At 73.7% G+C, this 13281-nt stretch carries 10 protein-coding genes; 7 read left to right on the top strand and 3 right to left on the bottom strand.

Annotation, left to right across the window (positions count from 1 at the left end; translation table 11 throughout):
* Positions 1 to 18 precede the first annotated feature (18 nt).
* The 3 genes from ACIBI9_RS25905 to ACIBI9_RS25895 all read right to left on the bottom strand — a co-directional run bounded on the left by ACIBI9_RS25905 (position 19) and on the right by ACIBI9_RS25895 (position 5114).
* Positions 19 to 990: a glycosyltransferase family 2 protein gene (locus tag ACIBI9_RS25905; RefSeq protein ID WP_397225076.1), complete on the bottom strand. Its 972-nt coding sequence runs from the start codon at positions 988 to 990 to the stop codon at positions 19 to 21.
* Between the two features lie 66 nt (positions 991 to 1056).
* Positions 1057 to 2628 (bottom strand): carboxylesterase/lipase family protein, encoded by a 1572-nt coding sequence (locus tag ACIBI9_RS25900; RefSeq protein ID WP_397225074.1) that lies wholly within the window; start codon positions 2626 to 2628, stop codon positions 1057 to 1059.
* Positions 2625 to 5114: a beta-glucosidase gene (locus ACIBI9_RS25895; RefSeq protein WP_397225072.1), complete on the bottom strand. Its 2490-nt coding sequence runs from the start codon at positions 5112 to 5114 to the stop codon at positions 2625 to 2627. The genes ACIBI9_RS25900 and ACIBI9_RS25895 overlap by 4 nt, the downstream gene beginning before the upstream one ends.
* 122 nt (positions 5115 to 5236) lie before the next feature.
* On the opposite strand from ACIBI9_RS25895, the gene ACIBI9_RS25890 reads away from it, so the two are divergent.
* The 7 genes from ACIBI9_RS25890 to ACIBI9_RS25860 all read left to right on the top strand — a co-directional run bounded on the left by ACIBI9_RS25890 (position 5237) and on the right by ACIBI9_RS25860 (position 13281).
* Entirely contained in the window at positions 5237 to 6430 is a 1194-nt protein-coding gene (locus ACIBI9_RS25890) for an RNA-guided endonuclease InsQ/TnpB family protein (protein WP_397225070.1), read from the top strand.
* Positions 6431 to 6939: 509 nt separating this feature from the next.
* Positions 6940 to 8706 carry an aldehyde ferredoxin oxidoreductase C-terminal domain-containing protein gene (locus ACIBI9_RS25885; protein ID WP_397225068.1) on the top strand — a complete coding sequence of 589 codons (1767 nt, stop codon included), beginning with the start codon at positions 6940 to 6942 and terminating at the stop codon, positions 8704 to 8706.
* Between the two features lie 86 nt (positions 8707 to 8792).
* A complete protein-coding gene (locus ACIBI9_RS25880; protein WP_397225066.1) occupies positions 8793 to 9551 on the top strand; it encodes an SDR family NAD(P)-dependent oxidoreductase in 759 nt (252 codons plus the stop codon).
* 2 nt (positions 9552 to 9553) lie between these two features.
* Complete coding sequence (locus ACIBI9_RS25875) at positions 9554 to 10897, top strand: adenylosuccinate lyase family protein (protein ID WP_397225064.1); 1344 nt, start codon at positions 9554 to 9556, stop codon at positions 10895 to 10897.
* On the top strand, positions 10894 to 11841 hold the full coding sequence (locus tag ACIBI9_RS25870; protein ID WP_397225062.1) for a thiamine pyrophosphate-dependent dehydrogenase E1 component subunit alpha: 948 nt from the start codon (positions 10894 to 10896) through the stop codon (positions 11839 to 11841). Before ACIBI9_RS25875 ends, ACIBI9_RS25870 begins: the two co-directional genes overlap by 4 nt.
* Entirely contained in the window at positions 11834 to 12823 is a 990-nt protein-coding gene (locus ACIBI9_RS25865) for an alpha-ketoacid dehydrogenase subunit beta (protein WP_397225060.1), read from the top strand. Before ACIBI9_RS25870 ends, ACIBI9_RS25865 begins: the two co-directional genes overlap by 8 nt.
* On the top strand, positions 12820 to 13281 hold the full coding sequence (locus tag ACIBI9_RS25860; RefSeq protein ID WP_397225058.1) for a VOC family protein: 462 nt from the start codon (positions 12820 to 12822) through the stop codon (positions 13279 to 13281). The genes ACIBI9_RS25865 and ACIBI9_RS25860 overlap by 4 nt, the downstream gene beginning before the upstream one ends.

The raw sequence follows: 13281 nt of genomic DNA, 5'->3' as shown, positions 1-13281 counted from the left end.
GCGGGCCGGACGCCCGGGTCAGGCGGGAGTTCCCCTGAGCACGCGCAGGGAGCCCACTGCCAGGCCGGTGACGAGCACCACGTGGACCGCCAGGTGGACGGCCATGAAGTAGGCGGTGAAGGCCGTCCCCCGCTCCCGGTGCACGAACCGCAGCAGCCGCGGATCGGCCACCACGAACCACCCCACCAGCGCGACCGGCACCGCGAGCAGGCCCGGATGCACCAGCCCCAAAGGCAGGGACGCCAGCGCGAGCGCGCAGGCGAGGATGCCGGCCCGGCTGTTGGCGTTCTCCGGCTTGGCCGCGCCGCGCCTGGCCGTGGCCAGGGCGAGCGGGATCAGCGGCAGCGCGCGCCGCCACTGTTCGGCGAGCACCGGCAGGAACCGGTGCCCCTCGTCGTGGCGGCCCATCACCGCGTCGGTCAGCAGGATCCTGGTGCGGACGGCCAGGCGGCTGCTGTACTCCACGTCCTCGCTGTCGCGCAGGCCCTCGTCGAGCCGGCCCGCCTCCAGCCACACCGAGCGGCGGATCGCGGCGAGCGCGAACACGACGCTGTTGACCTCGCCGAGGTGCCTGCGCCGCCAGTGGACCTGGTGGAGCAGGCGATACCACTCGACGGGACCGTCGTCGATGAGGGGCTCGGTGTCGTAGACGCCGTGGACGCAGCCGACGCCGGGATCCTCCTCCAGGATCCGGACGGCATTGGCGACCGCGTCCGGGCGTAACGCCACGTCGCTGTCGAGGAAGAAGATCACGTCGCCGGTGGTGCTCTCCACCCCGGCGTTCCTGGCCGCCGAGACGCCGCGGTTGGCGGGGAGCCGCACGACCCGGCAGCCCAGCTCCTCGGCGATGGCCGGGGAGCCGTCGCCGCTGGCGTCGTCCACCACGACGATCTCGTCGGGCGGCCGGGTCTGGGACAGCGCCGACTCCAGGCACAGGCGCAGGGTCCTGGCCGCGTTGTAGCACGGCACGATCAGGGAAACTCTCGTCACGGGGGCCGCCCTTCGCGAGTCCTGGGACCTCCATGATCTCGCGGCCGGCCCCCGCGGCGCATCATCTCAACCGGCCTCCCACAGGTCGCAGTTGTGCTCGGCGAGCATCGTGGCCAGCGGGACCGGCGTGGACCGGCCGCCCGCCCGCAGCGACATGACGGGGGAGGTCCGGTCGAAGGCCGGCCAGCGCGCGGAGTACGCGGCCCGCGGCTGCCCGGAGATCGTGAACGACCCCCAGTAGTGCACCATGTCGCGGGCCAGCCGCCGCTCCGAGGCGTCGAACGTCGGCGCGATCGGGGTGCCGTTGTCGAAGCTCGGCCACAGGTAGGCCAGCTCGGCGGCGTGCCCCGCGCCCCACTCGTAGCCGACCGGCTCGGGGGTCAGGCCGGGGCCGGTGCGGTGGTCGAAGCGGTAGCCGTACACCCGGGTGTGGGCGGACAGGGCCTCGATGAAGCGCAGCGTCGGGCAGCCGCCGAGGCCGGCCAGGAAGCCGGAGTCGGTGAAGACGGCCGCCGCCAGGTACGCCGAGGTGAACTGGTCGGACTGCGCCGGCCACGGATACCTGGCCAGCACGGCGTCGGCGCGGTCGGGGAAGAGGCCGCGGACCCAGCCCTCGTACTGCTCCTGGGTCCAGCCGCGGGCGCCCTGCAGGAACGTGCGGCCCTCGTCGCGGTTGGCGCCGACGATCAGGGGGACGCGCTGGAAGCGGCCCGCCCGCACGGCGGTGTCGGGGTTCTCCGGCAGGGCGGGCGTGCCGTACAGGAACGAGGCGAACTGCGGCCCGTCGACCAGCCTGGCCGCGCTCAGCCCGCGCAGGCAGGCCAGGTCGGAGCAGCCGAGCGTGGTGGCGATGGAGGTGCCGGCCTGCTCGCCGTCCGCGTACGGGCGGCTGGTGCAGGACCCGCTCTGGATGATCGCGCGAGCGAACAGCCCGGCCGAGGCGGGCGAGGTGAGGTTGGCGCAGACGGAGAAGCCGCCGGCCGACTCTCCGTCGATGGTGACCTGGCGGGGGTCGCCGCCGAACGCGGCGATGTTGCGGTGCACCCAGCGCAGCGCGGCCTGCTGGTCGAGCAGGCCGTAGTTGCCGGACGTGCCCGCCTCCGCGGCCAGCAGCGGGTGGGCCAGGTAGCCGAACACGCCGAGCCGGTAGTTGACGCTCACCACGACGACGTTCTCGAGCTGGGCGATCAGGGTGCCGTCGTGCTGGTTGGCCGAGCCGTTCTGCAGGCCGCCGCCGTGGATCCAGAAGAGCACGGGCAGCCGCTGCCCGGCCTTCGTGCCGGCGGGACGGAACACGTTGAGGTAGAGGCAGTCCTCGGTCTCGGAGCGGGGGCCGTTGGAGCTCGCGGCGGCCGGGCAGCGGTTGCCCCACTCGGACGCGTCGCGCACGCCCTGCCAGGCGGGCGCCGGCCGGGGTGCCCGCCAGCGCAGCTCGCCGACGGGCGGAGCGGCGTACGGGAGGGCGAGGAAGCGGTCGACGCCGTCCGCGCGGGCCCCGCGTACCAGGCCGGTGTCGGTGCGCGCCACGGGCCGATCTCCGGGCCGATCACCTGGCCGATCACCGCCCGACGCGACGGCGGGCACCGGGACGGCGGCGGCCAGGGCCGCCGCGGCGAGCGCGATCAGTAATCGTCTCATCGGACTGTTACCTCCTGACGTAGACGCAGGTCCCTGGAGGAGGACCCGACGTGGACGGTACGGCGGCCCCCCGCGAGGGTCCATCGGCCATCCGACCAGTACTGCAGTGCGCGCAGCGGCACCGTCACGGTGACGCGGCGCCGCTCGCCGGGCGACAGCCGCACCCGGGCGAACCCGGCGAGCGCGCGGGGCGGCATCGGGACCGGCGGGCTCGGCGGCGGGCCGAGATACACCTGCGGCACCTCCACCCCGGCGCGCCGGCCGGTGTTGGCGACCGTGAAGGACACGCTGAGCCCGCCGGCCGCGGCCCCCACCGACAGTCCGCCGTACTGGAAGCGGGTGTAGGACAGGCCGTGCCCGAAGGGGAACAGCGGCTCGATGCCGTGCGCGTCGTAGTGCCGGTAGCCGACGAGCACGCCCTCGCTGTAGTCCGCGACGCCGTCCACGCCCGGGTAGCGCTGGGGCTGCGCGGTGGGCATGTCCTCGGCCCGCCCGGGGAACGTCACCGGCAGCTTGCCGCCCGGGCTGGCGCCGCCGAGCAGGAGCGTGGCGGTGGCGTCGGCGCCCTCCTGGCCCGGGTACCACATCTGCAGGATCGAGCACACGCCCCGCACCCACGGCATGAGCACCGGGTCGCCGGTGTTGAGCACGACCGCGGTGCGGGCGTTGGCGGCGGCGACGGCCTCGATGACCGGGTCCTGGCCGTTCGGGAGGGCGAGGGCGGCGCGGTCGGCGCCCTCGGTGCCCTCGTTGAAGGCGAACACGAGCGCCGCCCGCGCCCCCTTGGCCAGCGCGGCGGCCTCCCGCAGCACCTCCTGCCGGCGCTGCGGGGTGACCCAGGCCAGCCTGACCTGCAGCGGCGTGCCCGCGACGCCGGTGGCCGCGACGGTGACGGGCTTGGCCACCCCGGCTTGGAGCCGGACGGTCGTCCCGGCGTTCGTCAGGCCGCCGGAGGTCGCGATGAGGCTGCTGTTGCCGCCGATGAGGGCGCCGACCGAGCCGATCCTGACGCCGTCGAGGGTCAGCGAGATCGAGCCGTTGAACGACGGCACCCCGCCCGCGCCCTGGATGCGCAGGTCGTAGTCGCCGGTCGCGGGCGCGGTGAGCGTGCCCGTCCAGGTCCACGACGAGCCGGCGGGCAGGGCGTCCGCGCCGGTGTGGTCGACCTGGGCGGCGGCCTGCGGGGTGCCGCCCTGCTGGGCACGCTGGAGCACCAGCGCGGAGGCGGGCACCGGGACTCCTTCCAGGTCCACGCCCGTGGCCCAGCGGATGCGGCTGCCCGCGCCGGCCTGGCGGCGCAGGGCGGTCAGCGGGCTCTCGGCGCCGGCGGGAATCACCCTGGCGCTGCCTCCGCCGCCCACCAGGGGGCCGGCCGCGGTGGGGCCGATGACGGCCAGGTCGGTCAGGTCGGCGCGGCCCAGCGGCAGGAGGTCCTGTTCGTTGCGCAGCAGCACGGCGCCGGCCAGCGCGATCTCCTTCGCGGTGCGGGCGCCGCCCGCCGGGTCCGGGGAGGGCCGCGGCCGGCCGCCGCCGAGCAGGCCGAACCGGTCGAGCTGGACGAGGACGCGGCGCACCGCGGTGTCCACCGCCGACTCGGCCAGCTGCCCGGAGGCGACGGCGGCGGCCAGGCCCCCGTAGTTGACGCCGAAGGGCATCTCCATGTCCATCCCGGCGGTGAGCGAGGGCGCGCCGCTGTGCGTGGCGAACCAGTCGGACATGACCCAGCCGCCGAAGTGCCATTCGTCGCGCAGGATCCCGGTCAGCAGGTGCGGATGCTCGGCGGCGTACACGCCGTTGACGTGGTTGTAGGCGGCCATGACCGCGCCCACGCCCGCCTGCACGGCGGCCTCGAAGGCCGGCAGGTAGATCTCACGCAGGGTCCGCTCGTCCACCTTGACGTCGATCGTCTGGCGGGCGTTCTCGAAGTTGTTGGCCGCGTAGTGCTTGACCGTGGCGATGAGGCCCTCGCCCTGGATGCCGCGGATCTCGCCGGCGACGAGCGCGGCGGCCAGCAGCGGGTCCTCCCCGAGCGTCTCGAAGTTCCGGCCGGCCTGCGGCACCCGGACGATGTTCGTCATCGGCGACAGCAGGACGTCCATGCCCAGCGCGCGGCCCTCCCTGCCGATGACCGCGCCGAACCGCCGGGCGAGGTCGGCCGCGAACGTCGAGGCGAGCGCCACCGGCGCGGGCAGGGCGGTGGCACTGGCCGTGACGCGCACCCCGGCGGGCCCGTCGGCCAGCCGGATCTCGGGGATGCCGAGGCGGGGCACGCCGGGCACGTACCCGGCCTGGCCCTTGGAGGCGGGGTCGGTGCCGCCGTGCAGCAACGAGATCTTCTCCTCCAGAGTCAGCTGCCGCAGGAGCGCGTCGACGTCGGTGCGGCGGACGGTCCACTGCGAGGGTGCGACGGCCGCCGCCATGGCGGCCGCGCCGAGCAGCCGGGCCGCGTCGCGGCGGGTCAGCGACGGGTTGAGCGCTTCAGCCATCAGATTCGCGCGGAGGGTACTTCGACCTTCAGTCCAGAGCGGAATCCGCGCTTCCTCCCTTCAAGTTTTGTCGGTGCCGAGCGATAGCGTTGATCCATCGGGTTGATCGCGAGGAGGTGGGCATGCGCAGGTCGTTCAAGTTCCTGCTGCGCCCCACCAGCAAGCAGGCAGCGATGCTGGCCCAGTGCTTGGAGGATCATCGCCAGCTGTACAATGCCGCGCTCGAACACCGCCGCATCGCCTACAGCAAGGCAGGTATCACGGTTCTCTATGGCGACCAGTCGGGGGAGTTGAAGGAGATCCGCGCGGCGGACCCGGATGGGCAGGGCCGCTGGTCGGCGGGCTCGCAGCAGCAGACGCTGCGGCGCTTGGACAAGGCGTTCGCCGCATTCTTCCGTCGCGTCAAAGCCGGGCAGAAGGCGGGCTATCCGCGTTTTAAGGGCAACGGCAGGTTCAACACGATCGAGTGGCCCGCGAGGAAGAACGGCGCTACATGGGACTCGGTTCCGCATGAGACGCAGACGCGTGTCTACCTGCTCGGAATAGGCCACGTGCGCGTCCACCAGCACCGAACCGTACGCGGAAAGGTGAAGACGATCAGCATCAAGCGGGAGGCGTCCCGCTGGTACGTCATCCTTTCCTGTGCCGACGTGGCCACCGACTCTCTGCCTGACACAGGCGCGGCAGTGGGCATCGACATGGGCGTGGCATGGTTGGTTACCACCTCTGACGGTGCTCATGTGGCCAACCAGCGCCACCTTGGCGCGGCAGCCGACCGGCTTGCCACCGCTCAGCGTGTCCTCACAAGGAAGCGGCGGGGTTCCAATCGGCGTCGTGTGGCTGCGGCCCGCGTCTCCGCGCTGCATGCCAAGGTTCGGCGGCAACGTCTGGACGGCGCGCACAAGGCAGCGCTGGCACTGGTTCGCGACTATGACGTGATCGTGCATGAGGACTTGCAGATCGCAAACATGACCAAGCGGGCAGCACCCAAGCCGGATGGCTCTGGTGGATACCTTCCCAATGGCGGTTCCGCCAAGTCCGGCTTGAACCGTTCGATGCTGGACGCGGGTTGGGGGGTGTTCCTGACGATCCTCGCGTACAAGGCTGAAAGCGCCGGTCGAGAGCTGGTTGCAGTAAACCCTGCCGAAACCTCCCGCACCTGTGCCCGGTGCGGGCATTGTGCAAAGGAGAACCGCATCGCCCAAGCCGAATTCCGATGTCAGCGATGCGGCCACGAGGCGCACGCCGATGTGAATGCGGCGATCAACATCTTGAGGGCAGGGCTTGCCCTTCGCGAAGTCGCGGAAGCGGCCTAGCGAGAAGCCGTTCCCTTCTGGGAGCGGAGGAGTCACGTGAACAGCTCCTTCGAGGAGGGACCGGATTTCCAGAGCGCTGTTCAGTTCGGTTCTGCATTACCCATAGCAGCAGACCCGAGGGCTCGGCAGGCTGGATCCGCGGGCAACGGCGGTTCACTTTGCTGCAAAGACATAAAGGTGAACATCGTGGGTGAGGAGTCCGCCCCCTGGATGCGACGGCCCCGCAGTCCACCGCGGCATCCGCCCTCCGGCAAAGAGCGGACGAACGGACGATGATCAAAAGCGCGTCTACCACAACGACGCGGTAGGCGTGGGCGGGGAACTTCTCGGCACACGCTATGAGGGTCGGCGCGCAGCCGGGCGCGCTCGTGCCTGCCGTCGTCAGCGCCGCCCGCGGGCTGTCGCGCTGGCTGCGGTCGCACCCGGAGCGGCCCTGACGGGGTTGCCTTTCCCGGGTGTTGTGTGATGTGGTGCGGCTCGCTTTCCTCAATCGCTCTGGAGGCTTGGCCGTGCCGTTCATAGTGGATCTGACCAGCGGGAACGTGGAGAAGGAGCATCACCCGGGCGAGCTCGGCGGGTCCGTGCTCGGGCTGCGGCTGATGGCCGGGCGCACGCCCGCGGGGCTTGATCCGTACGATCCGCGGGCGCTGCTGTACGTGGCGGCCGGGGTGCTCGGCGGTACGGCGGCGCCGGGGCTGGCCAAGGCGGTGTTCCTGGCGAAGTCGCCGCTGACGGGAGTGGCCGGGGAGTCCCACGCGCTCGGACCGTTCGCGGCGGGCCTGCGCGGGGCGGGCGCCAAGGCGCTGGCCGTCACGGGGCGGGCCGCGCGGCTGTCCTACCTGCTCGTCCAGGACGGAGAGGTGTCCCTGCACGACGCCTCGGAGCTGCGCGGGCTGGGCACGGCGGCGGCGACGGACGCGCTGCGGGCGCGGCACGGCCAGCGCGCGCACGTGGCGGCGATCGGGCCGGCCGGGGAGAACCTCGTGCGGTACGCGAGCGTGGTGACCGACTACGCCTACGCCGCCGGGCGCTACGGGCTCGGCGCCGTCCTCGGGGCCAAGAATCTCAAGGCCGTCGTGTGCGTGGGCGAGGCCCCGGCGCAGGTCGCCGACCCTGGGGCGATCGCCGGGCTGGCCGCCTATTACCGCGACGCGCTGGCCACGAACCCGCTGGCGGCGATCCAGGCCGGGATGCCCGGGTTCGCCGGATGGGTGGGCGATCCGCCCGCCCCCGGATACGCCGCGGTGCGCAACTTCTCGGTGACCGGCGCGCACGGGCTGCGGGTGCCTGCCGCGGGTGACTACGACGGGCGCGCGGTGGCGACCACCGGGGCCTGCCCCGGCTGCCCCAACGACTGCCTCAAGGTGTACGCGCCCCCGGGGCTCGCCGAGCGGCGGACCGGTGGCCTGGGGCAGGAGGCGTTCCTGTCGCTCGGGTGGAACCTCGGGATCGACGACCTCGACACCGTGCTGGCCGCCAACGCCCGCTGCAACGACCTCGGGCTGGATCCGGTCTCCCTCGGCGGGACGCTCGCGTTCGCCATGGAGTGCGCCGAGCGTGGCCTGCTCCCCGGCGGGCCCGCGTTCGGCGACGCGGCGGCGCTGCCCGGGCTGATCGACGACGTCGCGGCGCGCACGGGCGAAATGGGCGACCTGCTGGCCGAGGGCGCGGCGCGGGCGGCCGCGAAGCTCGGTCCTGCCGCGGCCCCGTACGCCATGACCGTCAAGGGCGCCGAGCTGCCCTGCTTCGACCCCCGTATCCAGCCGGGCATCGGCCTCGGGTACGCGATCGCCCCCGGCGGACCGCGCTACGACGCGCTGGAGCACGACCTCGACTTCGACCCCGTGGCCGGTCTCGCCTACAGCTTCGGCGAGGCCCGGCGGATCGGGGCGGAGCCCGCGCCGGTCGCCGGGCTCGACGCCGAGCGGGGCCGGCGCACCGCCCGGCTGCTGCGGCTGTGGAGCGGGCTCGACGCGCTCAACCTGTGCGTCTTCGCCTCCTCCCCCACCCGCCCACTGACCCTCGACCACCTGAGCGCCCTGGTCACCGCCGTCCTCGGGCGGGAGTTCACCCTGGACGACCTGCTGGCGGCCGGTCAGGCGCGGCTCGACGAGATGCGCGCGTACGCGATCCGCGAGGGCGGCGGGCCCGACGAGCTGCCGGCCCGGATGCACGAGGAGCCCGTCACGGCGGGACCCCACGAGGCCGCGGTGCTGGACCGCGCGTCGTTCGAGCTCGCCCGCGCCGCCTTCTACGAGGAGCTCGGCTGGCGCTGATTTCCCGATCATCCTCTTGTCTGGTTTGTGCCGTTCGAGTTATGTTCTGGTCAATCGTTTGAACGAAAGACGGGAGACCATCGGGGATGGCTGTCACGATCGACCTGGGCGGGCGGACGGCGCTCGTCACGGGCGGCGCGGGAGGGCTCGGGTTCGCGTGCGCCCGCGCGCTGGCCGACGCCGGAGCGGACGTCGTGCTCTCCGACCTGGAGGGCCCGCGGCTGAGCGAGGCGGCGGCCGAGCTGGGCGCCGAGGCGCGGCCGGCCGACCTCACCGACCGGGCCCAGGCGGCGGCGCTGGCGGGCGCCCGCGACCGGATCGACGTGCTGGTGAACTGCGCCGGGGTCATGCGCACCACCCCGCTGCTCGACATCGAGCCCGGCGAGTGGCTGCGGATCGTGGACGTCAACCTCAACGCCACGTTCTGGCTCACCCAGGCGGTCGGGCGCGCGATGGCCGAGCGGGGCAGCGGCTCGATCGTGACGCTGGCCTCGGTGGCGGCCCGCTCGGGCCGCCCGAACGCGGCCCACTACTCCGCCACCAAGACGGCCCTGCTCTCCCTGACGAAGTCCGCGGCCGAGGCGCTGGCCCCCGTGCGGGTGAACGCGGTGTGCCCCGGCGTCTTCCTCACCCCCATGTGGGACGAGATCATCGCCGACCGCGACCGGCGCTTCGGCCGCGACGCGGGCGCCGGCTACCTGAAGGAGGTCAGCGAGCGTTCCCCGCTGCGCCGCCCCGGCCGTCCCGAGGAGGTCGCGTCCGCGGTGCTGTTCCTGGCCAGCGACCTGGCGTCGTTCGTGACGGGCCAGGCACTCAACGTCGACGGCGGACTGGAGATGAACTGACCGTGCGCCAGACGTTCAAGCTGCTGCCCGAGCTGTTCGGCGACGGCACGATGGCCGAGATCTTCTCGGCCGAGCGGACCGTGCTCGCCTGGCTGCGCACGGAGGCCGCGCTGGCCCGCGCCCAGGCCGGGGAGGGCGTGATCTCCGAGGCCGACGCGCGGGCCATCGAGGCGGCCTGCGTGCCCGCCAGCATCGACGTCCAGCGCCTCTGGGAGGAGGCGGTCAACGTGGGCTACCCGATCCTGCCCCTCGTGCGCATGATCGCCGCCGCGCTCCCCGAGGGGCCGAACGGCCGCGTCCACTACGGCGCGACCACGCAGGACATCATGGACACCGGCCTGGCCCTGCAGATGGGCGAGGCCCTCGACCACCTGCGGGGGCTGCTCGGCTCGTTCGGCGGCGCGCTGGCCCGGCTGGTGGCCGAGCACGCCGGCACCGTCATCGCCGCCCGCACGCACGCCCAGCAGGCGGTGCCCACGACGTTCGGGGCGAAGATGGCGGTGCTGCTGGCGGAGGTGACGCGCCAGCGCGACCGGGTGGGCGACGCGGCGCGGCAGGTGCGGGTCGTGTCGCTGTTCGGCGCGGGCGGCACGTCCGCCGCGATGGGCGAGCGCTCCAGCCAGGTGCGCGAGCGCGTGGCCGGCGTGCTCGGCCTCGGCACCACCGAGGTGCCCTGGCACGTGGCCAGGGACGGCGTCGCCGAGTTCGGCGTGACCTGCGCGAGTCTGGCGGCCACCGCGGCCCGCTTCGCCCGCGAGGTCGTGGACCTGTCCAGGACCGAGGTCGGCGAGGTGCGCGAGGCAGGCGGGCACCACCGCGGCGCGTCGTCCACGATGCCGCAGAAGGCCAACCCGATCGGCTGCGAGGCCGTCATCGGCATGTCCGGCACGGCGGGCGCGCTCAGCTCGGGCCTGTTCCGGGCGATGGAGGCCGGCCACGAGCGGGCCGCCGGCGAGTGGCAGGTCGAGTGGTACGTGGTGCCGCTCCTGGCCGAGCTGGCCGCGGGCGCGCTGGCCACGGCGGCCGAGGTCGCCGCCGGGCTGCGGGTCTACCCGGAGGCCATGCGGGCCAACCTGGGCGCCGAGGGCGGGCTGATCATGGCGGAGGCGTACATGATGCGGCTGGCCCCGGCGCTGGGCCGGGAACGGGCGCACGACCTGGTCTACAAGGCGGCGCACGAGGCCCGCGAGCGCGGGCGGGCCCTGGCCGACGCGCTGCGCGACGTGGCGGGGCCGGACGATCTGGCGAGCCTGGGCGCGCTGCCCATCCCGCCCGAGTCCTACATCGGCGACGCCGAGGCGATCTGCGCCGCGGCCCTGGACGCCTGGGGAGATGAGCGAGGATGAGTGAGAGACGGCTCGCGGACCTGCTGGCCATGTGGCGGATCCGCGCGTTCGAGGAGAAGGTGCGCGACCTGCGCGCGGAAGGGCCGATCGTCGGCTCGGTGCACTTGTGCATCGGGCAGGAGGCCGTCCCGGTGGGCGCGTGCGACGGGCTGGAGCCGCACGACGCGCTGTTCGCGACCTACCGCGGCCACGGCTGGGCGCTGGCCAGGGGCGTGCCGGCGGAGGCGCTGTTCGCCGAGCTGACGGGCCGGGCGACCGGCGTGAACGGCGGGCGGGGCGGCTCGGCGTACTTCACCGCGGCCGAGTACGGCTTCCACGGCGAGAACTCGATCGTGGGCGCGGGCGCGCCGATCGCGTGCGGGGCGGCGCTGGCCGGCCGGCACGACGGCTCGAACCGGGTGGCCGTGAGCGTCTTCGGCGACGGCGCGATGAACCAGGGCGCGGTGCACGAGGCGATGAACTTCGCCGCCGCGTTCTCCCTGCCCGTGGTGTTCGTCTGCGAGAACAACCGCTACTCCGAGCTGACCCCCATCGCCGACATGGTGCGCAACCCGCGCCTGGCCGACCGCGCCGCCGCGTACGGGATGCCGGGGCACCGCGTCGACGGCAACGACGTGGAGGCCGTGCGCTTCCACGTGCGCGACGCGCTGGAGGTGGCCCGCGAGGGCGGCGGGCCGACGCTGCTGGAGTGCATGACCGAGCGCCTGGTCGGCCACTACATCGGCGACGCGGAGACCTACCGGCAGCCCGGCGAGCTGGAGCGGATCGGCAGGCGGGAGCCCATCGCCCGGCTGCGCGAGGGCCTGCTCGCCGACGGCGTGCCGGCCGCCGACCTGGACGCCGTAGAGCGCGGGGCGCGGGCCGAGATGGCCTCCGCCGCCGAGCGCGCGCTGGCCGCGCCCCTCGCCGACCCCGCCACCGCAAGGGAGCACCTGTATGCCTGACCTGTCCTACGGCGAGGCCGTGAACGCGGCCCTGCACCGCCTCATGGAGGAGCTGCCGGAGACGCTGGTGTACGGCGAGGACGTCGGCGTGCCCGGCGGCGTGTTCGGCGTGACCAGGGGCCTGCGCAAGCAGTACGGCGAGCGCGTGTTCGACACCCCGATCAGCGAGTCGGCGATCCTCGGCAGCGCGGTGGGCGCGGCGATGTTCGGCCGCCGCCCGATCGTCGAGATCATGTGGGCCGACTTCTCCCTGGTGGCGCTGGACCAGATCGTCAACCAGGCGGCCAACGTCCGCTACGTGTCGGGCGGGCGGCTGCGGGCCCCGCTGACCATCCGCACCCAGCAGGGCAACGCGCCGGGCGCGTGCGCGCAGCACTCGCAGTGCCTGGAGGCGCTGTTCCTGCACGTGCCGGGCCTGCGGGTGTGCATGCCGAGCACGCCGCAGGACGCCTACGACCTGCTGGTGACGGCCGTGCACGGCGACGACCCGGTCCTGGTGATCGAGAACCGCACGCTGTACTTCGGCCCTAAGGAGCCGGTCAGGACGGACGGGCCGGTCCAGCCGATGGGCGGGGCGCGCACCCGCCGCGCGGGCTCCGACGTCACGCTCGTCACCTGGGGCGCGATGACGCACCGGGTGCTGGAGGCGGCCGAGGCCCTGGCCCGGGAGGGGGTCGAGGCCGAGGTGCTGGAGACGCCGTGGCTCAACCCGTTCGGCACCGAGGCCGTGATCGGGAGCGCGCGCCGCACCCGCAGGCTGGCGGTCGTCCACGAGGCGAACGTCACCGGCGGCTTCGGCGCCGAGGTCGTCGCCCGCATCGCGGGCGCGGGGGTGGGGCTGGCCGCGCCGCCGATCCGGATCGGCGCGCCCGACGTGCGGATGCCCGCCGCGCCGGTCCTCGCGCAGGCCCTGGTCCCCGACGCCGCGCGGATCGCTCGCGAGGTCAGGCGTTTGACCATAGGAGGAGAGGCACCGCGATGAGAGGCGTCTGGCACTTCTCCTTCACGGTCTCCGACCTCGACAGGTCCGTGGAGTTCTACCGCGACCTGCTCGGGTTCGCGCTGGTGCACCGGCAGGAGCAGGACAACGACTACACCCGCAGGCTCGTCGGCTACCCCGACGCCGTGCTGCGCGTGGCCCAGCTCGCCGTGCCCGGCCAGCCCCGCGGCGTCTCCACGCACGACCTGGAGCTGGTGGAGTACGTACGGCCGAAGGGCGTCCCGCGCGACCCGGCCCGCCACCTGCCGGGCGCCGCGCACCTGGCGCTCACCGTCGAGGACGCCCCGGCCGAGCACGCCCGGCTGTCGGCGGCCGGGGTGCGCTTCGTCAACCCGCCCGAGGCGATCACCGCGGGGGTGAACCGGGGCGGCTACGCCTGCTACTTCCTCGACCCCGACGACATCACCCTGGAGCTCGTACAACCGCCGGACAACCCCTAA

Source organism: Nonomuraea sp. NPDC050451, from assembly GCF_044458585.1.
This window is presented reverse-complemented; position numbering and strand designations above follow the sequence as displayed.

Coding starts and splice junctions, on each gene's coding strand:
- ACIBI9_RS25900 (WP_397225074.1), bottom strand. CDS start 2,628: ATGAGACGATTACTGATCGCGCTCGCCGCGGCGGCCCTGGCCGCCGCC.
- ACIBI9_RS25870 (WP_397225062.1), top strand. CDS start 10,894: ATGAGTGAGAGACGGCTCGCGGACCTGCTGGCCATGTGGCGGATCCGC.
- ACIBI9_RS25895 (WP_397225072.1), bottom strand. CDS start 5,114: ATGGCTGAAGCGCTCAACCCGTCGCTGACCCGCCGCGACGCGGCCCGG.
- ACIBI9_RS25890 (WP_397225070.1), top strand. CDS start 5,237: ATGCGCAGGTCGTTCAAGTTCCTGCTGCGCCCCACCAGCAAGCAGGCA.
- ACIBI9_RS25880 (WP_397225066.1), top strand. CDS start 8,793: ATGGCTGTCACGATCGACCTGGGCGGGCGGACGGCGCTCGTCACGGGC.
- ACIBI9_RS25865 (WP_397225060.1), top strand. CDS start 11,834: ATGCCTGACCTGTCCTACGGCGAGGCCGTGAACGCGGCCCTGCACCGC.
- ACIBI9_RS25860 (WP_397225058.1), top strand. CDS start 12,820: ATGAGAGGCGTCTGGCACTTCTCCTTCACGGTCTCCGACCTCGACAGG.